The sequence below is a fragment of the Phenylobacterium sp. genome (assembly GCF_041916435.1).
Classification (GTDB): Bacteria; Pseudomonadota; Alphaproteobacteria; order Caulobacterales; family Caulobacteraceae; genus Phenylobacterium.
The window spans coordinates 209,317-227,870 of the sequence record NZ_JAYRZM010000004.1; the positions used below are offsets into that span (position 1 = coordinate 209,317).

An 18,554-nucleotide genomic window follows, 5' to 3' on the forward strand; every position below is an offset into this window, starting at 1 on the left:
TTGGATCCCAGCCTTCGCTGGGATGAGCGGGGGCGGGGATGGCGTTCTACACTTATCTGATGGCCAGCGGTCCCTACGGGACGCTCTATTGCGGGCACACCGACGACCTCGCCGACCGTGTCTGGCGCCACAGGGAAAAGCACTTCCACGGCTTCACCGCCAAGTATGACGTGAACCGCCTGGTCTGGTACGAAGTCCATGACAGCCGCGAAGCCGCCTTCCAGCGCGAGCGGCGCATCAAGGCCTGGGAGCGGGCCTGGAAAATTCGCATGATCGAGGAGATGAACCCCACGTGGGCCGATCTGAACGAGACCTTGAACTGCTGAGCCGCCGGCGACCTACATGTCCCTGAACAACAACCCCAAGACCTTCAACCTCGGCGCCGGCTTCAAGTTCAAGGGCGGCGCGCCGGCCGGGCCCAGCGGGGTGCGCATCGAGCACCGGGTGGGGATTCAGGCCCCGCCCGAGACCATCTGGGAGGTGCTCTACGACCTGCCCGGCTGGTCCAAGTGGAACCCGCTCTACGTGGAGGCCGAGGGGCAGATCCGCATCGGCTCGACGCTGCGGCTGAAGATGGTCCTGCCCGGCGAGGCGGCGCAGGACATCAGGCCGGTGGTGCTGGAGTGGGTGCCGCACGAGCAGCTCCACTGGCGGCTCAGCCTGATGTGGGGGATGGTCAGCAACACCCGCTACATCGAGATCGAGAAGCTCGGCGAGACGAGCTGCATCGTCTCCAACGGCGAGCTGTTCGGCGGCCTGTTCGGGCCGAGCGTCGCCAAGCGCCTGGGCCGCAAGGTCTGGAAGGGCTTCGAGGCCATGGACCTGGCGCTGAAGGAGGAGGCCGAGGCGCGCTGGCGCCAGGCCCAGGGCGCGCCTACATCGCAGTCATGATCGACGACCTCTATTCGGCCAAGCTGCTCAAGCTGGCGGCCAACCTGCCGAGGGTCGGCCGGCTGGCCCGCCCCGACGGCACGGCCGAGAAGGTGGCCAAGCTGTGCGGCAGCAAGGTGGTGGTCGACGTGGCGGTCGACGGCGACCAGGTGACCGATTTCGCCCAGGACGTGAAGGCCTGCGCGCTGGGCCAGGCGGCCGCGGCGGTGCTGGGCGCAAACGTGGTGGGCGCGCGGCTTTCGGAGATCGAACTGGCCCGCGACGCCTTGCGTGCTATGTTGAAAGAGGGCGCGCCCGCGCCCGAAGGACGTTTCTCGGACTTGGCCATGCTCGCGCCCGTGAAGGACTATCCCGCCCGTCACGCTTCGACGCTTTTGGCGTTCGAGGCGACGGTGGCCGCCGTCCGCCAGGCCATGGAACGAACTAGCCGCGCCGGCGCGGCTTGATTCGAGCTCCTTCGCGACGTAAGCGCTGCGGCTGACTCGCACGTCCGCAAACCGGCATGACTTTCTATGAAACTTGCGTCAGGGGCGCGCTACGCGCCTACAAGCTGACGCTTTCGCCATTGATCGGGCGCCAGTGCCGGTATCTTCCGACCTGTTCGGAATACGCCGCCGAGGTCCTGATCACCCACGGTCCCGTCCGGGGCGGCTGGCTCGCCGCCCGGCGGGTCTGCCGCTGCAACCCCTGGGGCGGGTCGGGCTACGATCCGCCGCCGCCGGGCAAGAAGGCCAAAGGGACGCAGCGCCGCAACTGGACGTGTGAAAAGACATGATCGACCTGGTTTTTCCTGACGGCTCCAAGCGCCAGTACGAAGAAGGCGCCTCGGGCCGCGACATCGCCGCCTCCATCTCCAAGTCGCTGGAGAAGAAGGCGATCCTGGTGAAGCTCGACGGCGCGCTCGTCGACCTGGAGCGGCCCCTGCCGCACGGCGGCGCCTTCGAGATCCTGACGCGCGAGAGCCCCGAGGCGCTCGAGGTGATCCGCCACGACGTCTCCCACATCCTGGCCGAGGCGGTGCAGGAGCTGTTCCCCGGCACGCAGGTGACCATCGGTCCGGCGATCGAGGACGGCTTCTATTACGACTTCGCCCGCGACGAGCCCTTCGTGCTCGACGACCTGGCCAAGATCGAGCAGCGCATGCGCGAGATCGTCGACCGCGACGAGCCGATCCGCCGCGAGGTCTGGGACCGCGAGGTCGCCATCGAGCACTTCAAGTCGATCGGCGAGGACTACAAGGCCGAGATCATCTCCGACCTGCCCAAGGACGAAACGATCACGGTCTACCGCCAGGGCCAGTGGAAGGACCTGTGCCTGGGGCCGCACCTGCCCTCGACGAAGCACGCCGGCAAGGCCTTCAGGCTGACGAAGCTGGCCGGCGCCTACTGGCGCGGCGACCATCGCAACGCTCAGCTCCAGCGCATCTACGGCACGGCCTGGGCCAGCGAGGCGGACCTGGAGGCCTACCTCAAGCGCGTGGAAGAAGCCGAGAAGCGCGACCACCGCAAGATCGGCCGGCAGATGGACCTCTTCCACATCCAGGAGGAGGCCGTCGGCCAGGTGTTCTGGCATCCCAAGGGCGCGACGCTCTACCGGACGTTGGAAGCCTATGTTCGCCGCAAGATCGAGCGGGCCGGCTACGTGGAGGTCAAATCCCCGGCGCTGATGGACAAGAAGCTCTGGGAGACGTCCGGCCACTGGGCGAAGTACCGGGAAAACATGTTTGTGTGCGAGGTCGAGACGGATGATCGCACGCTGGTCGTTAAACCCATGAACTGTCCCGGCCACGTGCAGATCTTCAACGTCGGCCAGAAGTCCTACCGGGAGTTGCCCCTGCGCATGGCCGAGTTCGGGTCCTGCCACCGATACGAACCCTCCGGCAGCCTGCACGGCATCATGCGCGTGCGCGGCTTCGTGCAGGACGACGCCCACATCTTCTGCACGCCCGAACAGTTGCCGATCGAGGCGGCCACGGCCGGCGAGCTGATCTTCCAGACCTATGCGGAGCTGGGCTTCGACAAGGTGGACGTGAAGCTGTCCACGCGCCCCGAGGAGCGCATCGGCTCCGACGAGGTGTGGGACGCGGCCGAGGCCGAACTCGCCAAGGCCTGCGAGATGATGGGCGTGAGCTACCAGATCAATCCGGGCGAGGGGGCGTTCTACGGCCCGAAGCTGGAATTCACGCTCTACGACGCCATCGGCCGGGCCTGGCAGTGCGGCACGGTGCAGGTCGATTTTAACCTGCCGGAACGATTTGGCGCCGAGTATGTGGCCGAGGACGGCTCCAAGCAGCGTCCGGCCATGTTGCACCGAGCCGTCCTGGGATCGATGGAACGTTTCATTGGTATCCTGATTGAAAACTACGCCGGCGCTTTCCCGCTCTGGTTGGCGCCGACGCAGGTCGTGGTCGCCACAATTACGTCCGACGCGGACGACTATGCTCGGGCGGCCGCCGAGGCGCTCCGCAAGGCGGGCCTGCGCGTGGAGACGGACCTGCGTAACGAGAAGATCAACTACAAGGTCCGTGAGCACAGTCTCGCCAAGACCCCGGTGATCGCCGTCGTCGGCCGCCGGGAAGCCGAGCTGGGCCAGGTGGCGCTGCGCCGCCTGGGCTCCGACGGCCAGCAGATCCTGGCGCTGGAGGAAGCCGCAAACAGACTTGCCTTGGAGGCGACTCCGCCCGATCTTGCGCAACACGCGTCGGGCGAGCCGGACTCGCCCAAGGAGGCGGTCGGGGCCATGGAGGCTTGATGAACGGCATCGCCGCACCGATCGTCGCCGTGGAGCCGGCGGCCCCGCTGGACGACTTCCTCAGATCGCGTCGCCGGGTGTCGGTGGTGATGGTCGTCTACATGACGGGCGAGGCTCTCGGCGAGAGCATCGCCCGCGTGCTGGCCGATCCCCTGGTGGACCAGCTTGTCATCGTCGACAACGGCAGCCCCTGCGCCGAGGCCGCGCGCCTGCGGGGGCTGGCCGAGCGCGACCAGCGGGTCAAGCTGCTGACCGGCCAGGGCAACGTCGGCTTCGCCCGGGGCGCCAACCTGGGCGCGCGCGCGGCGAGCGGCGAGATCCTGATCTTCCTAAATCCCGACGCCTTCCTGCAGCCGGGCTGCGTGGCCGGCCTGGTGCGCGCCATCGAGAACCGGCCGACGCCGACGCTCGTGGGCGGGCGCATCCTCAACGCCGACCGCACCGAACAGCGCGGCGCCCGGCGCGGCGACATCACGCCGATGACCGCGCTGATGTCGCTGAGCCGCCTGGCCCAGATCGCGCCAGGCCTGAAGCGCTATGAGGTGCACTGGGAGAACGACGTCGCGCCGGATCACGTCGCGCCGGTGCCCACCGTCTCCGGGGCGTGCCTGTGCATGCGCCGCCAGGACTTCGACGCCGTGAACGGCTTCGACGAAGGCTATTTCCTGCACGTGGAGGACGTGGACCTGTGCTGGCGCGTGCGGCGCGCCGGCGGCCAGGTGCTGTTCCATCCCAAGGCCGAGGTGGTCCACCTGGGCCACACCAGCCAGACCAGCCCGCTGCGCGTGGAGTTCCACAAGGGCGTGGGCCTGGCCCGCTACTTCCGCCGCCGGGCCGAGAGCTTCTCCCAGCGCGTGCTGGCCTGGGCGCTGTCGCCGATCATCGTGTGCACCGCCATCGTACGGCCGGTGGTCTGGCGCTTCCGCGGCCGCACGGCCTGAGCGGAGCCTCCAGCCGCCGTCACGTCATGCGCTCGCCTGTTCAGGCGTGCGGGCGGCGCTGGCCGGGAACCCGCCGGCGCGGCTGACCGAGGCCGCCGGCGGCTTGCCGAGCAGGCCGGACATCCAGGTCGCCGTCTCGATCAGCTTGTCCAGGTCGTAGGTCGTCTCGAAGCCGCCGCGCTCCAGCATGTAGACCAGATCCTCGGTGCCGATGTTGCCGGTGGCGGCGGGGGCGAAGGGACAGCCGCCCAGGCCGCCGCAACTGGCGTCCAGCACGTCGATCCCCGCCTCCACGGCGGCGAAGGCGTTGGCCAGGCCGGTGTTGCGCGTGTCGTGGAAGTGCATCCGCAGCTTGGCGCCCGGCGCGGCCTTGCGGGCCGCCTCGATGCGGCTGCGCACGGTCCAGGGATCGGCCACGCCGATGGTGTCGGCCAGGGCGATCTCGGCCACGCCGATGGCGTCAATCTCGGCCACCAGGGCGGCCACCCGCGCCTCGCTGACCTCGCCGTCGAACGGGCAGCCGAAGGCCACCGACAAGGTGGCGCTGATCGGCGGGCCGCCCTCCAGCTCCCGGCGCCGGGCGATCGCGGCCAGCGCGGCCACCTGTTCGGCGGTGGAGGCGCCCTGGTTGCGGATGCCGAAGCCGTCGGTGGCGCAGACCACCACGTTGGCCTCCTCGCAGCCGGCGGCCAGGCAGCGGTCCCAGCCGCGCTCGTTGAGCACCAGGCCGATGCGCGACTCGCCCGGCAGCGCGGGCAGGGCGGCCATGATCTCCTCGGCCCCGGCCATCTGCGGCACGCGGCGCGGATTGACGAAGGAGACCGTCTCGATGCGCCTGGCGCCGCAGGCGCGCAGCCGCTCGATGAACTCGATCTTCTGGCCGGTCTCCAACAGGGTCTTCTCGTTTTGCAGGCCGTCGCGCGGCCCGACTTCCACGATCTCGATGCGCCGGCTCATGGGCGTGTCTCCTGGCTCGGGGCGGCGGCGTCCTGATCCGCAGCGTAGACGTTCAGGCTCATCTCGTCGCCGTTCGAATAGTCCAGCCCGTGGACCACGCCCACGAGCCGGGGACTCAGTTTGCGCGCCGCCACGGCGGCGTCGAACGCGGCTTGCTGGCGGGCCTCGACCACCGCGGGCCGATGCTCGGCCACCGCCTCGGCCGCCTGCTGGGCGTCGTCGAGCTCGGTGGTGGTGCCCAGGGCGAACACCAGGCTCGGCTCGGCGTAGCCGGCCACCGCCACCGGACCGGGCGCGATGCCCTGGCGGGGCAGGAGCCTGGCCTTGGCCAGCGCCGCCTCGACGTGCTCGGACAGCCACAGGGGGCCGAGCCCGGGGGCGAAGACGCTCACCAGCGAAGCGTGGCCAAGCACGCCCAGGGCGCAGGCCGCGACCGCCGCGCCCCGCGCGGAGCGGCGCAACAGCATATAGGCGCCCGCCACGCCCGCGCCCAGCATGAGCGCCCCGGTCATGGCCGCGGCGGTCACGTCGCCGCCGCCGCCGTACTGGCTGAGCAGATAGAAGGTTCCCGCCGCCAGGGCGAAGCCGGCGAAGGCCGAGATCGCGGCGCCGCTCCAGCGGGCGATCGGGCCGGGCTCCTGGCGCGCGGCCGCGGCGGCCAGCCAGGCCAGGGCCGCGTAGGTGGGCAGCGGATAGTGGGCGAGCTTGGTGGGCGTCAGCTCGAACACCAGCCAGGCCGGGACCAGCCAAGCGACGGCGAAGCGCACGCCGGTCTCCCGGCGGCCGCGCCAGGCGCCGATCAGGGCGGCGGGCAGCAGGAGGCTGGCCGGGAAGAACAGCAGCGGGGCGAGCAGGGCGTGGTAGCCGGGCGGCGCGCCGTGGGTCTCCTGGCCGCCCACCAGCTTGGGCGCCAGGTCGCCGGCGATGGCGGCGGTCCAGAAGCCGCCGTCCGTGGCCACCGTCACCGCCCAGGCCCAGGGCCCGACGATGGCGGCGAACAGGATCGGGCCCCAGCCCCAGCCCAGCTTCTTCAGCCAGCCGCCGCGCCGGTCCCAGGCCCAGAGGGTGAGCGCCGCCAGCACCACGACCATCGGCCCCACGGGCCCCTTCACCAGGGTCGCGCCGGACAGGCCCAGCCAGAACAACAGCCGCGTCAGCCGCCCGGCGGGCGGGCCGTCGCGGGCGGCGGCGTAGATGTGGGCCATGGCGGCCATGGCGAGCGTGGTGGTTCCCGCCAGCACCGCGTCGGTCTTGGCGATGAACGCCTCGGTGGACAGCAGGAAGGTGGAGGCCAAGAGGCCGCCGGCGATCAGGCCCGTGGCCGGCCCGAAGACCGCCCGCGCGCCCCAGGCGCAGGCCGCCGCCGCCAGCATCGCGCCCAGCAGCGAGGGAATGCGATAGGCCCAGATCGCCCGCGCCTCGGGCTCGGACAGCAGGCTCACGCTGGCCGCCTGCAGCCAGTGGATGCCCACCGGCTTCTTGAAGCGGGGCTGGTCCTGATAGCGGATCACGACGAAATCGCCGCTCTCCAGCATCTGGGCGGTGGCCTGGGCGAAACGCGCCTCGTCGCGGTCCAGCGTGGGCACGGTGAACACGCCGGGCAGGCCCGCCAACAGCGCCACGAACGCCGCCAGGAGCGGCCCGCGCCAGCCGCGGCTGACCCGATCCAGGTGGTCTTCGAGACTCATGGATGCTTGATAGCACGAACTTTCGCCGCCCGAGGCGAAGCGTCGCCGTTTCCAGGCGGCCGCCGGGGCTCTATGGAAGGCGCATGAGCGACACGCCCGACATCTCCGTGGTGGTTCCCGTGTTCGACGAGGAAGGCGCCGCGCCCGCCCTGGCCCGCGAGATCGCGGCCGCGTTCGCGGGCCGGAACTTCGAGATCGTCTTCGTCGACGACAAAAGCCGCGACGGCACTCGCGCGGCCCTGACCGCCCTGAAGGGCGAGATCCCGCAGCTTCGCGTGCTCTCGCACCGGGCCAACGCCGGCCAGAGCCGGGCGATCCGCACCGGCGTGCTGGCCGCCCGCGCGCCGGTGGTGGTGACCCTGGACGGCGACGGCCAGAACGATCCCGCCGACGGGCCGGCCCTGGTGGACGCGCTGAACGCCGGCGGGCCTGGCCTGGCGCTGGTGGGCGGCGAGCGGGTGAAGCGGCAGGACAGCCAGGCCAAGAAGCTCGCCTCGCGCTTCGGCAACGGCGTGCGCAAGCGCCTCCTGCACGACACGGCCAATGACACCGGCTGCGGGCTGAAGGCGTTCCGCCGCGAGGCGTTCCTGCGTCTGCCCTACTTCGATCACATCCACCGCTACCTGCCGGCGCTGATGCTGCGCGAGGGCTATGAGGTGTCGTTCCGGCCGGTGAACCACCGCCACCGCCAGACCGGCCAGTCGAAGTACACCAACCTCGGCCGGCTGTGGGCCTCGCTCTCAGACCTGATGGGCGTGATGTGGCTGCAGAGCCGCGCGCGCAATCCGGGCGGGGCCGAAGAGCTCTAGCTCCCCGCGGGCTTGGCTTCGGGCAGGCCCAGGATGCGCTTGGCGATGACGTTGAGCTGAACTTCCCAGGTTCCGCCGGCGATGGTGGCCGCCTTGCCGCGCAGCCACACCCGCGGAATCTCCAGCTCGTCGGCGGTGAAGCCATCGCCCTCCCAGCCCAGGCCCTGGTGGCCCAGGAACTCGATGGTCAGGTCGCCGCGATCCTGGCGCATCTTCGAGCCGGCGTTCTTCAGGGCCGAGGAGGCGGCGCTCGGGCCATGGCCGGCGGCGGTCTCCCGCTCCACCCGCTCGGCGGTCAGGCGGAAGGCGTGAGCGTGCATCATCGCCTCGGTGACGCGGGCGCGCAGGTCGCCGTCGGCCAGCCGGCCGGTCTCGTCGACGCCCACGTACTGCTTGGCGAGCTCCGGCAGCGGCGGGCCGGGGATGAAGTAAGGGCCGGAGAAGCGGCCCTGGTCGGAGATGCCCTGCCGCTCGTGCTGCAACAGGCGCTTGGCGATCGCCCAGCCGCCGTTCAGGGGGCCGACGAGGTCGTCCTTCTCGGCGCGGGCGTCGGTGAAGAAGGTCTCGCAGAAGGGCGACAGGCCGTTGATCAGCCTGATCGGCCGCGCCTCCACGCCGGGCTGGCGCATGTCGATCAGGACGAAGCTGATCCCGTCGTGCTTCCTCGTCCTGTCCGTGCGCACCAGGCAGAAGCACCAGTCGGCGTGCTGCGCCCCGCTGGTCCATACCTTCTGGCCGTTGATCAGCCAGTGGTCGCCCCTGTCCTCGCACCGGGTGGAGAGCGAGGCGAGATCGGAGCCCGAGCCCGGCTCGGAGAAGCCCTGGCACCAGCGCAGCTCGCCACGGCAGATGGGCGGGATGTGGCGCAGCTTCTGGGCGTGCGTGCCGTATTCCAGGAGCGTCGGGCCGAACATGATCACGCCCAGGCCGACGATGGGGTTGTAGGCGCCGATGGCGGCCATCTCCTCGGCGAGGACGTCGGCCTCCTCCGCGCCCAGGCCGCCGCCGCCGTAAGCGGCCGGCCAGGTGGGAACGCCCCAGCCCTTGGCGCCCATGCGCCGCCGCCACAGGTCGCGCTCGCCTTCCCGCGGCTCGGGGTCGTCGCCTGGCGGCTGGGCGCCGGCCAGGCCGGGAGGGAAATTGTCCGCGAGCCAAGCACGCGCTTCGGCCCGGAAGGCGTCGAGCCTCGCCCCGCCGAAGTCCGCCATCGCCGATCTCCCGGTTGCGTCATGAAAAGTAAGTATTTCCGCGCGGGCGAGATGCGCCCATGACTTCGATCAATAGGGGATCGCCTCGACTTCGCCGGCGAACATCGCTTAATTGCCGGCGTTCCTTTCGAGACACGCCAGCTTACGCATGCCCACAGCTCCGGCCGACCGACCAGACGCGGGTGCGCGAGCGATCTGGAACTGCATCCTCGTCCTTCTGATCGTCCCGCTCGCCGTCAAGGCGCCGCTGATACTGGGGCTTCTGAAGGCCGATCCGGCGCTGCTCTACGCCGGCATGAGCGAAGGGCTCGCGTGGGGGCCGCTGGGCCCCGCCCCGACCATCGACCCGAACATCGGCTTCACCAGCCAGGCGCTGGGCCATCGCGCGGCGCTCGACGTGCTGTCCGGCCACATGCCCTACTGGAACCACTTCGAGGGCGTCGGCGCGCCCTTGCTTGGCGAGATGCAGGCCGCGGCGCTGTTCCCCCTGACCTGGCTGCTGGCGCTTCCGGGCGGACAGCTCTGGATGCATCTGATCCTTCAGATGATCGCCGGGGTGTCGGCCTTCGCGCTGCTGCGCAAGCTCGGCTGCACGCCGCTGGCCGCCCTGGCCGCGGCCGTCGCGTTCGAATTCAACGGCTCCTATGCGTGGCTAGCCAACGCGGTGGTCAATCCGATCGCCTTCCTGCCGCTGGCGCTCGTGGGCGTGGAGACGATCCGCGAGCGCGTGGCCGAGGGCCGCGGCGGCGGCGCGCTCTGGGTGGTCGTCGCCATCGCCGCCTCGCTCTACGCCGGCTTTCCGGAGGTGGCCTATCTCGACGGCCTCCTGATCGGCGCCTGGACCCTGGTTCGCGCCGGTTCTCTGCCCGGCGTGGCGCGGCTTTGGTTCCTCATCCGGACCGGCGCGGCCGGCCTCATCGGGATCGCCGTCGCGGCGCCGGTGCTGGTCGCCTTCATCGACTACCTGCCCCAGGCCAGCCTCGGCGGCCACGAGGGGCTGGGCTTTGCGATGACGCACCTGGATCCGCGCTTCCTGCTGGCGCTGTTCACCCCCTACGTCTTCGGCGCGATCTTCCAGTTCCACGCGCCCTTCTGGAGCGCGGTCGGCGGCTACGCCGGCTGCATGCTCGCGGCGCTGGCGGTCTGCGGCCTGTGGGGCCCGCGCCTGCGCGGCCTGCGCGTCCTGCTGGGCGTGTGGGTGGTGGCGACGATCGCCCTGTCCTACGGGGTTCCCGGCTTCAGCCTGGTGACCCGCACCGTGCCGGGCCTGGGCGCGGCGGCCTTCTTCCGCTACCTGCCGCCGTCCTGGGAGTTCAGCCTGTGCGTGCTGGCGGGCCTGGGGCTGAGCGACATGGTCCATGCGCGGGCCTCGCGGCGGCTGTGGGTCTCGGCCGGCCTCCTGGCCGCGGCGGGCGCGGTCACAGCCTGGATCGCGCACGCCGGCGGGGCGACCTTCGGGGGCCCGGCGGCGATCCTTTCGGCGGTGGTCGCCGTGGCGCTGACGGCGGCCCTCGCCGCGCTCGCCTGGTGGTCGCGGGGCGGCGCCTCGCCGACGCCGGCGCTCGCGCTGCTGCTGGCGGGCGAAGCCGCGCTCTACATGGCCGCGCCGGTGCTGGCCCATCCCCGCGCCGGCCGGCTGGACCTGGCGGCGGTGCGTTACCTGCAGGCCAACATCGGGCTTCAGCGCTTCGCCACCCTGGGGCCGCTGGCCCCGAACTACGGCTCGTACTACGGGCTGGCGTCGATCAACCACAACGACCTGCCGATCCCCAAGGCCTGGACCGCCTACGCGGCGCGGCGCCTGGACGGCAACCTCGAGCCGATCCTGTTCACCGGAACGGTGCGGGCCGATCCCTCCGGGTCCTCATCGGCCGACGAGCTGGCCGGTCGGCTCGACGCCTATCGCGACGTGGGCGTGCGCTACGTGCTGGCCTCGCCGGCGTCGATGGACACGCCGCCCTTCGCCGCCTTCAAGCGCGCCGTCGCCGAGGGAAGCAACGCCGGGATCCGGCAGGTGATGGCCTCGCCGACCACCCTGGTGTTCGAGGTCGCCGGGCCGGCGGCCTATTTCAGCGCGCCGGGCTGCTCGCTGGTCCCGCGGTCGCGCGACGAGGTGCTGGCGACCTGCGACGAGCCCTCGGCGCTGAAGCGGCTGGAGCTCCATATGGACGGCTGGAGCGCGCGGATCGACGGGCGTCCGGTCCCGGTCGTCCGGACCGGCGAGATCTTCCAGAGCGTCGCCCTGCCCAAGGGCGCCTCGACCGTGCGCTTCGCCTTCGCCCCGCCGCACATCGGCCTGGCTTGGCTGGCCGCCCTGGCGGGACTGGCCGCCCTGGCCGGCGATCTCGCCTGGGGGCGCAGGTCGATAAGGAGTTGACCCGGGCCACGGCGTCCCGTTAGGCGGGCGTCGAGCGCGATGGAAGGGCCGCAATGACGCAATCCTCGACCGAGGCTCGGAGCCGCGCCCGGCCCGCCGCCGCGCCGGCGCAGGACGCGGCGGCCGGACCGAGCGTCGCGGTCGTGATCCCCTGCTACAACGAGGCGGCGGCCATCGCCCAGGTGGTGGCGGCCTTCCGCGCCAGCCTGCCGCACGCGCAGATCTACGCCTTCGACAACAATTCGGTGGACGACACCGCCGCGATCGCCCGCGCCGCCGGCGCCGAGGTGATCGCCGTGGCGCTGCAGGGCAAGGGCAATGTGGTGCGGCGCATGTTCGCCGACGTGGACGCCGACATCTTCGTCATGGTGGATGGCGACGCCACCTACGACGCGGCCGCCGCGCCGGCCCTGGTGGACCTCTTGATCGAGAACCGCCTGGACATGGTGGTGGGCGCGCGCGTCAGCGACGAGGAGGCGGCCTACCGGCGCGGCCACCGCTTCGGCAACGTGCTGCTCACCCAGTGCGCCGCGGCCATCTTCGGACGCACGTTCAAGGACATGCTGTCCGGCTACCGCGTGTTCTCGCGCCGCTACGCCAAGACCTTCCCGGCTCATTCCAAGGGCTTCGAGATCGAGACCGAGCTGGCCGTGCACGCGCTCAGCCTGCGCATGCCGGTGGCCGAGGTGGATACGGTCTACGGCGCGCGGCCCGACGGCTCGGAGAGCAAGCTCAACACCTTCCGCGACGGCTTCAGGATTCTGATGACCATCCTGGCCCTGTTCAAGGCCGAGAAGCCCTTCGCCTTCTTCTCGGTAGGCTTCGCCGCCTGCGCGGCGGTCTCGCTCGTCTTGGCCGTTCCGATCGTGAACACCTACCTGAGCACGGGCCTGGTGCCGCGCCTGCCCACGGCGGTGCTGAGCAGCGCGATGATGCTGCTGGGGGCGATCCTCCTGATCTGCGGCATCGTGCTCGACACCGTCACGCGCGGGCGCAACGAGCACAAGCGCCTGGCCTACCTGGCCATTCCACCGGCCCGCAGCCGCCGGCACGCGCGGCGCACCGATGCAGGATCGAGCGGCGGCGACGTGGGCTGAGCAGGCCGCGGGCGATCGGCCAGGCTAGTCGGCCGCCGCCGGCGCCGTGCGCCAGTCAGCGCCGGAAGCGGCGATCAGGCGCACCACGTCGGCCAGGCGCTGGCCTTGGGCGCGCACGGCCTTGGCCCGCAGGTCGTGGGCGCGCCGCTGGGCGTCGAGCACGTCCAGCATGGCCACGCCGCCGATGCCGTAGCCCGCCTTGGCCAGACGCACCCGTTCGTCGGCGTGGGCCTGGGCGCGGTCGTGGGCGGCCAGGGATTCATCGTCGGCCGTCAGCGCCTGCAGGGCGTCGGCCACCTCCACGAAGGCCTTGAGCACGGTCTGCTGGTAGCGGGCGTTGGCCGCCTTGGCGGCGTCCACGGCGCCCTGGCGGCGGGCGCGCAGCTCGCCGCCGTGGAACAGGGGCGCGGTCAGGCCGCCGCCGAGGTCCCAGCCGCTGGCGTCGTAAGTGAACAGCTCGCCGGGCTTCAGCGCGCCCTGGGTGATCGAGGCGCTGAGCCTGATGTCCGGATAGAGGTCCGCCGTCGCCACGCCGATGTCGGCGGTGGCCGCGTGCAGGTCGGCCTCGGCGGCCAGGATGTCGGGGCGCCTGCGCACCAGCGAGGAGGGCAGGCTGACCGGCGCCGGCCCGGCCAGCTTGAACCCGTCCAGGGCGAAGTCCGGCGGCGTCCAGTCGGCCGGCGCGCGCCCGACCAGCTCGGCCAGGGCGTGGCGGGCGGCCGCCAGCTCGGCCTTCAGCGGCGGCAGCAGGGTGCGGTCGTCCTCGAGCTGGGCGGCGGCGGCGATCCGGTCGGTGGAGGCCGAACCGCCGAGCTCGGCGGCGCGCCGCACCATCGCCAGCGAATCCTCGTCGGCGGCGATCATCGCCTGGGTCTCGGCGATCTGGGCGTTCAGGGTGGCTATGGTCACCGCCTGCAAGGCGACGTTGGCGGTGAGCGTCAGATAGGCGGCGTCCGCCCGGCGCGCCTGGGCCTCGACCCGGGCGGCCGCGCCCTCGATCCGCCGCCGCTGGCCGCCGAACAGGTCCAGGTCGTAACCCACGCCGCCGCCCACCGAGTAGAGGCTGAAGGTGGGGTTGGAGAGGGTGACGTCGCCGAATCCGGTGAAGCCGAACGCCTGCAGGTTCACCCGCTCGCGCTCGACGCCGGCGTTGGCGTCCGCCTGGGGAAGCGCCGCGCCGCGGGCCTGGGCCAGGGCGGCGCGGGACTGGGCGAGCGTCGCGTCGGCCTCGGCCAGGGTGGGGCTGTCGGCCAGGGCCTGGCGGATCACCGCGTCGAGGGCGGGCGAGCCCAGGGCGTTCCACCACGGGCCGGGCCCCGCGTCGGCCAGCCGGATCTCGGCCGGGGCGGTCTCGCCGGCCATGGCGTAGGTCTGGGCCTTGGGCGCGTCGGGGCGGGCGTAGTCGGGGCCGACGGCGGCGCAGCCCGCGAGGAGGGCGGCCGCGGCCGCGCCGGCGAGCGCGCGGCGGATCAGTTTATTCGACGGCATGGGCGGAACTGTCTTTCTGGGTCGTCTTGGGCGACCTCATGAGCAGGACGAGGGGCGCGCAGGCGAAGCTGAGGAACAGCATCAGGCGGAACGCGTCGACATAGGAGGCCATCTCGGCCTGGCGCGTGATCAGGCCGTTGAAGGCGGCCATGGCGGAGGGGCTCGACAGGGCGCCGGGCGCATAGGCCTGGTAGAGCGGATTGTCCGGCCGGGCGTGCTCGACGAGGGTGGCGTGGTGCACCTCGATGCCGCTGATGTACCGCGCCTGCATGATCGAGATGCCGGCGGCCGAGCCCATGTTGCGGATCAGGGTGTAGAGCCCGGCGCCCTCGGCGCGGTGCTCCGGCTTCACGGTGGCGAAGGCCAGGGTGGAGAGCGGCACGAAGATCAGGCCGGTGCCGATCCCGGACAGGAAGCCGGACTCGATGATCAGGCCGGTGCCCATCTGCAGATTGAAGTGCGACATCTGCCACATGGAATAGGCGCTGATCGCCAGGCCGGTGAGGATGATCAGGCGCGTGTTCACCCGGGTGATGAGCTGGCCCACCGCGAACATGGCGGTGAACGAGCCCAGGCCGCGTGGCGCGGAGACCAGGCCCGCGAAGGCCACGGGATAGCCCAGCACGACCTGCATCATCGGCGGCAGCAGGGCGAGCGTGCTGAACAGCAGCACCCCGACGAAGAAGCCCAGGACGCTGGCGCTGACGAAGTTGCGGTCGGCCAGCAGGGCCCGGTGCACGAAGGGGTGCCTGGCCGTCGCCAACTGCACGGCGAACATCCAAAGGGCGATCATCGCCACGATCGCGTAGACCCAGATCTCGCGCGAGGAGAACCAGTCCTGGCCCGGGCCGCGGTCGAGCATCATCTGGAAGCCGCCGATGGCCAGGGCGAGGCTGGCGTACCCCAGCATGTCGAAGCGCCGCCGCTCGCTGGCCTTGCGCTCCGACAGGAAGAGGAAGACGCCGCTGAAGGCCACCAGCCCGACCGGCAGGTTGATGAAGAACACCCAGCGCCAATCGAGGTTGTCGGTGAGCCAGCCGCCCAGCACCGGGCCCAGGATCGGCCCCAGCACCGCCCCGGCGCCCCAGACGGCCATGGCCTGGCCATGGCGCTCGGGCGGATTCACGTCCAGCAGCACCGCCTGCGACAGCGGGATCAGGGCCGCGCCGAACAGGCCCTGCAGTAGGCGGAACAGCACGATCTCGGCCAGGCTGGTGGCGATGCCGCACAGCATGGAGGCGGCGGTGAAGCCGGCGATCGACACCAGGAAGACCACCTTGCGGCCCAGCTTGTCGGCCAGGAAGCCGGTCAGCGGGGTCATGATCGTGGCCGCCACGATGTAGGAGGTCAGCACCCAGGTGATCTGGTCCGCCGAGGCCGAGACGCTGCCCTGGATGTGCGGCAGGGCGACGTTGGCGATCGTCGTGTCCAGCGAGTTCATGATGGTCGCCAGCATCACCGCGACCGTGATCGGGATGCGGTTGCGGGCGTCCGCGGCGGCGCCTTCGGTCATGGCTTGCGGGCGCTCCTGACGTCGACCGTCACCTTGGCGCTCAGCCCCGCGCCGAGTTGCGGGACCTGGCCGTCCAGGGCGATGCGCACGGGCAGGCGCTGGACCACCTTGACCCAGTTGCCGGTGGCGTTCTCCGGCGGCAGCAGGGCGAAGCTGGACCCGGTGCCGGGCGCGAAGCTCGCCACGCGGCCGTTCAGGTCATGGTCGTAGGCGTCGATCTTGACCTTCGCCGGCTGGCCCACGCGCATGTGGGCGAGCTGGTCCTCCTTGAAGTTGGCTTCGATCCAGGGCCGCCCCGAGACCAGCCAGAAGAGGGTCTGCGAGGCCTCGACCCGCGAGCCGACCTGCAACTGCTCGACCTTGGCCACCACGCCGTCCTCGGGCGCGACCACGTCGGTGTAGCCCAGGTTGAGCTTGGCCTGGTCCAGGGCGGCCTTGGCCTGCATCACCTGCGGGTGCTCGTCGGTCGGCGCGTCGGGACGGCCGCCCAGGTCGGCCAGGGCGGAGGCGGCGGCCTGCTTGGCCACGGCGAGCTGGCGCTCGGCCTGCTGGGCGGCGTGGGCGGCCTCGTCGGCCTTCGCCTGGCTGCTGACGCCGGTCTGGGCCAGGTCGTGCTGGCGCTTGGCCTCGCGCGTGGCGTAGGCCAGCGTCTCCTGGGCGGCCGACACGTCGGCCAGCTTCTGGCGGTAGGCGGCCTTCAGCCCCTCCACGTCGTAGCGGGCGGAGGCCAGGGCGGCCTCGGCGCGGGCCTCGGCCACCGCCAGGTCGGCGGGGTCCAGCTTGAACAGCACCTCACCCTTCTTGACCGCCTGGTTCTCGTGCACCTCGATCTCGATGACCCGGCCGGGCACGCTGGCGCTGATCGCCGTGCGCGCCTGCTGGACATAGGCGTCGTCGGTGCCCTCGAAGCGGCCGGAGGTCAGGACGAAGTAGGCCGCGACCGCCAGGATCGCGACCGGCACGCCGATCATCAGGGGCCAGCGCAGCTTGCTGCCGCCGTTGCGGGGATGGGGCCGGGTGGCCGCTTCAACCTCGGCCTCGGCGAGGGCCTGATAACCTTCGGCGTCGCTCATGGGCGGCTCCACGTCTAAGCGCGCCCGCCCGCGAAGGGGGGCGCAAAGGGCGTCATGAAAGGGATAGGCGGCCGGCTTCTCGCGGTCGAGCCCGTCTGCTGCGCTGCAATAGCCCTGGTTGCATCATGAGCAAAATGATATCTCGTCAACATGCCCATGAACGAACTTCATATGCGCGGCCTCGACCTGAACCTGCTGCGCGTGTTCGACGCGCTGATGGTCGAGGGCGCGGCGACGCGCGCGGGCGAGCGGCTGGGCCTGACGCAATCGGCCGTGAGCCATGCGCTGGGACGCCTGCGCCGGTCGCTCAACGACGAACTGTTCACCCGCGGCCCCTCGGGGCTGCGGCCGACGCAGCGCGCGCTGGAGATCAGCGGCACGGTGCGCGAGGCCATGAAGCTGCTGGAGGGCGCGATCGCCGGCCCGCGCTTCGATCCCGCGCGCAGCGACCGTCGCTTCGAGGTGGTGGCCAGCACCTATCTGTGCGCCGTGCTGACGCCGGCGCTGGCCCCGATGGTTATGGCCGAGGCGCCGAACGTGCGGCTGCGGATGCGCGCGCCGGGCGGGTTGCCGGCCGAGGCCCTGGACCGCGGCGCGGTGGACATGGTGATCGGCAGCTTCGAGCACGTGCCGAGCCGCTTCCGCTACGAGCCGCTGTTCGAGGAGACGGCGGTGTGGGCGATCCGCGCCGACCATCCGCTGGACAGGCCGGGCGTGGACCCCGCCGAGTTCGCGCGCCTGCCGCACCTGCTCGTGTCACCGCCGGACGAGCCGGACGGCCTGCGCCACGATCCCGGGGGCCTTGGCCTGCGCCGCGCGATCGCGTGGAGCGAGGACTATTCCCTGGGCGGGCGCCTGGCGCGCGACATGGACGGGCCGATCTCGGTGCCCGACGCCTATTCGGCGCTGGTGGTGGTGAGCCAGAGCGACATGCCGGCCCTGCTGCCGCGGCGGCTGGCCGAGGTGGCCAGCCAGAAGGGCCGGCTACGGCTGGTCGAGCCGGACTTCACGCCCGAACCCGCGCAGTTCGGCGCCGTCACCCGCGCCGGCGACCACGAAGAGGGGCCGACCGGCTGGCTGCGGGCCATGGTGCGCGAGGCCGCCGCGCGGATATAGCCCGCCGCTCCGGGCCCGGATGACCGGGTCGCTTGTCGCCCGGCCCCATGACGCGCTAACCCTAGTCCCCCGGACGTTCGAGGGGGGCGTCACCATGTTCGCTGCGATCCCGCTCCTGGCCCTGCCAGTGATCATCTACAATGTCGCGGCGCTGACGCTCGTCGGCGGCTTTTCGGCGACCGACGCCACCGCCGCCATGGACGGCAAGCTGTTCTCGATCTCGATGACCTCGGGCTCGGCCTGGCCGGTCGGCCTGGGCGACCTGTTGATCGCCGTCTCGCTGGTGGTGCTGTTCATCGAGCTTCTGAAGTCCACCACCAGCCGGCGCGTGGCGATCATCAACCATTCGCTGTCGATGGTGCTGTTCATCGCCTGCCTGGTGGAGTTCCTGCTGTTCCCGGCCTTCGCCACCTCGACCTTCTTCCTGATCACCCTGATGGTGCTGCTGGACGTGCTGGCCGGATTCATCGTGACCATCGTCGCCTCGCGCCGCGACATCGACTTCGGCGGCGACTGACGGGCGGCGGGCCCCCCGGATCAGGTTAAAGCCGGATCAGGTGAAGATCGTGAAGATCAGGGTCACGACGGCGATGTCGAAGATGCGGGTGGCCAGGACGATCATGCTTAAGTCCGTCGGTTTGGATT

17 protein-coding genes are annotated in these 18,554 nt (G+C 71.2%); 11 read left to right on the top strand and 6 right to left on the bottom strand.

What is annotated here, in order from left to right; all coding sequences use genetic code 11:
* The first annotated feature begins 38 nt into the window (after window positions 1–38).
* The 6 genes from ACE3TA_RS12450 to ACE3TA_RS12475 are packed head-to-tail and all read left to right on the top strand — an operon-like array spanning window position 39 to window position 4,583.
* Window positions 39–326 (top strand): GIY-YIG nuclease family protein, encoded by a 288-nt coding sequence (locus ACE3TA_RS12450; protein WP_374574097.1) that lies wholly within the window; start codon window positions 39–41, stop codon window positions 324–326.
* Window positions 327–342: 16 nt separating this feature from the next.
* Entirely contained in the window at window positions 343–891 is a 549-nt protein-coding gene (locus ACE3TA_RS12455; RefSeq protein ID WP_374574099.1) for an SRPBCC family protein, read from the top strand.
* Window positions 888–1,337, top strand: coding sequence for an iron-sulfur cluster assembly scaffold protein (locus ACE3TA_RS12460; RefSeq protein ID WP_374574101.1), 450 nt, complete (start codon window positions 888–890; stop codon window positions 1,335–1,337). The genes ACE3TA_RS12455 and ACE3TA_RS12460 overlap by 4 nt, the downstream gene beginning before the upstream one ends.
* Before the next feature lie 56 nt (window positions 1,338–1,393).
* Window positions 1,394–1,666: a membrane protein insertion efficiency factor YidD gene (gene yidD, locus ACE3TA_RS12465; protein ID WP_374574103.1), complete on the top strand. Its 273-nt coding sequence runs from the start codon at window positions 1,394–1,396 to the stop codon at window positions 1,664–1,666.
* Window positions 1,663–3,642 (top strand): threonine--tRNA ligase, encoded by a 1,980-nt coding sequence (gene thrS, locus ACE3TA_RS12470; protein WP_374574105.1) that lies wholly within the window; start codon window positions 1,663–1,665, stop codon window positions 3,640–3,642. The genes yidD and thrS overlap by 4 nt, the downstream gene beginning before the upstream one ends.
* Window positions 3,642–4,583 (top strand): glycosyltransferase family 2 protein, encoded by a 942-nt coding sequence (locus ACE3TA_RS12475; RefSeq protein ID WP_374574107.1) that lies wholly within the window; start codon window positions 3,642–3,644, stop codon window positions 4,581–4,583. Before thrS ends, ACE3TA_RS12475 begins: the two co-directional genes overlap by 1 nt.
* Window positions 4,584–4,607: 24 nt before the next feature.
* Here ACE3TA_RS12475 and ACE3TA_RS12480 read toward each other — a convergent pair whose 3' ends face one another.
* Both ACE3TA_RS12480 and ACE3TA_RS12485 read right to left on the bottom strand, forming a co-directional pair.
* Window positions 4,608–5,540 carry a hydroxymethylglutaryl-CoA lyase gene (locus ACE3TA_RS12480; RefSeq protein ID WP_374574109.1) on the bottom strand — a complete coding sequence of 311 codons (933 nt, stop codon included), beginning with the start codon at window positions 5,538–5,540 and terminating at the stop codon, window positions 4,608–4,610.
* Entirely contained in the window at window positions 5,537–7,228 is a 1,692-nt protein-coding gene (locus ACE3TA_RS12485; protein ID WP_374574111.1) for an ArnT family glycosyltransferase, read from the bottom strand. Before ACE3TA_RS12485 ends, ACE3TA_RS12480 begins: the two co-directional genes overlap by 4 nt.
* 83 nt (window positions 7,229–7,311) lie before the next feature.
* On the opposite strand from ACE3TA_RS12485, the gene ACE3TA_RS12490 reads away from it, so the two are divergent.
* Window positions 7,312–8,037: a glycosyltransferase family 2 protein gene (locus tag ACE3TA_RS12490; protein WP_374574113.1), complete on the top strand. Its 726-nt coding sequence runs from the start codon at window positions 7,312–7,314 to the stop codon at window positions 8,035–8,037.
* On the opposite strand, the gene ACE3TA_RS12495 is transcribed toward ACE3TA_RS12490, so the two are convergent.
* Complete coding sequence (locus ACE3TA_RS12495; protein WP_374574115.1) at window positions 8,034–9,245, bottom strand: acyl-CoA dehydrogenase family protein; 1,212 nt, start codon at window positions 9,243–9,245, stop codon at window positions 8,034–8,036. The genes ACE3TA_RS12490 and ACE3TA_RS12495 overlap by 4 nt on opposite strands.
* A gap of 148 nt (window positions 9,246–9,393) precedes the next feature.
* Here ACE3TA_RS12495 and ACE3TA_RS12500 point away from each other — a divergent pair, with 148 nt between their 5' ends.
* Together ACE3TA_RS12500 and ACE3TA_RS12505 are read left to right on the top strand one after the other, a co-directional pair.
* On the top strand, window positions 9,394–11,622 hold the full coding sequence (locus ACE3TA_RS12500; protein ID WP_374574117.1) for a hypothetical protein: 2,229 nt from the start codon (window positions 9,394–9,396) through the stop codon (window positions 11,620–11,622).
* Window positions 11,623–11,675: 53 nt separating this feature from the next.
* The gene (locus ACE3TA_RS12505; protein WP_374574119.1) at window positions 11,676–12,719 is read left to right on the top strand and encodes a glycosyltransferase; all 1,044 of its coding nucleotides are present in this window, start codon (window positions 11,676–11,678) and stop codon (window positions 12,717–12,719) included.
* Between the two features lie 24 nt (window positions 12,720–12,743).
* Here ACE3TA_RS12505 and ACE3TA_RS12510 read toward each other — a convergent pair whose 3' ends face one another.
* The 3 genes from ACE3TA_RS12510 to ACE3TA_RS12520 are packed head-to-tail and all read right to left on the bottom strand — an operon-like array spanning window position 12,744 to window position 16,793.
* Window positions 12,744–14,207, bottom strand: a complete 1,464-nt coding sequence (locus ACE3TA_RS12510) for an efflux transporter outer membrane subunit (RefSeq protein ID WP_374574121.1) — start codon at window positions 14,205–14,207, stop codon at window positions 12,744–12,746.
* The gene (locus ACE3TA_RS12515; RefSeq protein ID WP_374574123.1) at window positions 14,194–15,720 is read right to left on the bottom strand and encodes a DHA2 family efflux MFS transporter permease subunit; all 1,527 of its coding nucleotides are present in this window, start codon (window positions 15,718–15,720) and stop codon (window positions 14,194–14,196) included. The genes ACE3TA_RS12510 and ACE3TA_RS12515 overlap by 14 nt, the downstream gene beginning before the upstream one ends.
* The gene (locus ACE3TA_RS12520; RefSeq protein ID WP_374574125.1) at window positions 15,717–16,793 is read right to left on the bottom strand and encodes an HlyD family efflux transporter periplasmic adaptor subunit; all 1,077 of its coding nucleotides are present in this window, start codon (window positions 16,791–16,793) and stop codon (window positions 15,717–15,719) included. Before ACE3TA_RS12520 ends, ACE3TA_RS12515 begins: the two co-directional genes overlap by 4 nt.
* 156 nt (window positions 16,794–16,949) lie before the next feature.
* On the opposite strand from ACE3TA_RS12520, the gene ACE3TA_RS12525 reads away from it, so the two are divergent.
* Both ACE3TA_RS12525 and ACE3TA_RS12530 read left to right on the top strand, forming a co-directional pair.
* Window positions 16,950–17,909 (top strand): LysR family transcriptional regulator, encoded by a 960-nt coding sequence (locus ACE3TA_RS12525; protein ID WP_374574127.1) that lies wholly within the window; start codon window positions 16,950–16,952, stop codon window positions 17,907–17,909.
* 94 nt (window positions 17,910–18,003) lie between these two features.
* Window positions 18,004–18,426: a hypothetical protein gene (locus ACE3TA_RS12530; protein ID WP_374574129.1), complete on the top strand. Its 423-nt coding sequence runs from the start codon at window positions 18,004–18,006 to the stop codon at window positions 18,424–18,426.
* Window positions 18,427–18,554 lie beyond the last annotated feature (128 nt).

Coding starts and splice junctions, on each gene's coding strand:
- ACE3TA_RS12450 (WP_374574097.1), top strand. CDS start 39: ATGGCGTTCTACACTTATCTGATGGCCAGCGGTCCCTACGGGACGCTC.
- ACE3TA_RS12455 (WP_374574099.1), top strand. CDS start 343: ATGTCCCTGAACAACAACCCCAAGACCTTCAACCTCGGCGCCGGCTTC.
- ACE3TA_RS12460 (WP_374574101.1), top strand. CDS start 888: ATGATCGACGACCTCTATTCGGCCAAGCTGCTCAAGCTGGCGGCCAAC.
- yidD (WP_374574103.1), top strand. CDS start 1,394: ATGACTTTCTATGAAACTTGCGTCAGGGGCGCGCTACGCGCCTACAAG.
- thrS (WP_374574105.1), top strand. CDS start 1,663: ATGATCGACCTGGTTTTTCCTGACGGCTCCAAGCGCCAGTACGAAGAA.
- ACE3TA_RS12475 (WP_374574107.1), top strand. CDS start 3,642: ATGAACGGCATCGCCGCACCGATCGTCGCCGTGGAGCCGGCGGCCCCG.
- ACE3TA_RS12480 (WP_374574109.1), bottom strand. CDS start 5,540: ATGAGCCGGCGCATCGAGATCGTGGAAGTCGGGCCGCGCGACGGCCTG.
- ACE3TA_RS12485 (WP_374574111.1), bottom strand. CDS start 7,228: ATGAGTCTCGAAGACCACCTGGATCGGGTCAGCCGCGGCTGGCGCGGG.
- ACE3TA_RS12490 (WP_374574113.1), top strand. CDS start 7,312: ATGAGCGACACGCCCGACATCTCCGTGGTGGTTCCCGTGTTCGACGAG.
- ACE3TA_RS12495 (WP_374574115.1), bottom strand. CDS start 9,245: ATGGCGGACTTCGGCGGGGCGAGGCTCGACGCCTTCCGGGCCGAAGCG.
- ACE3TA_RS12500 (WP_374574117.1), top strand. CDS start 9,394: ATGCCCACAGCTCCGGCCGACCGACCAGACGCGGGTGCGCGAGCGATC.
- ACE3TA_RS12505 (WP_374574119.1), top strand. CDS start 11,676: ATGACGCAATCCTCGACCGAGGCTCGGAGCCGCGCCCGGCCCGCCGCC.
- ACE3TA_RS12510 (WP_374574121.1), bottom strand. CDS start 14,207: ATGCCGTCGAATAAACTGATCCGCCGCGCGCTCGCCGGCGCGGCCGCG.
- ACE3TA_RS12515 (WP_374574123.1), bottom strand. CDS start 15,720: ATGACCGAAGGCGCCGCCGCGGACGCCCGCAACCGCATCCCGATCACG.
- ACE3TA_RS12520 (WP_374574125.1), bottom strand. CDS start 16,793: ATGAGCGACGCCGAAGGTTATCAGGCCCTCGCCGAGGCCGAGGTTGAA.
- ACE3TA_RS12525 (WP_374574127.1), top strand. CDS start 16,950: ATGAACGAACTTCATATGCGCGGCCTCGACCTGAACCTGCTGCGCGTG.
- ACE3TA_RS12530 (WP_374574129.1), top strand. CDS start 18,004: ATGTTCGCTGCGATCCCGCTCCTGGCCCTGCCAGTGATCATCTACAAT.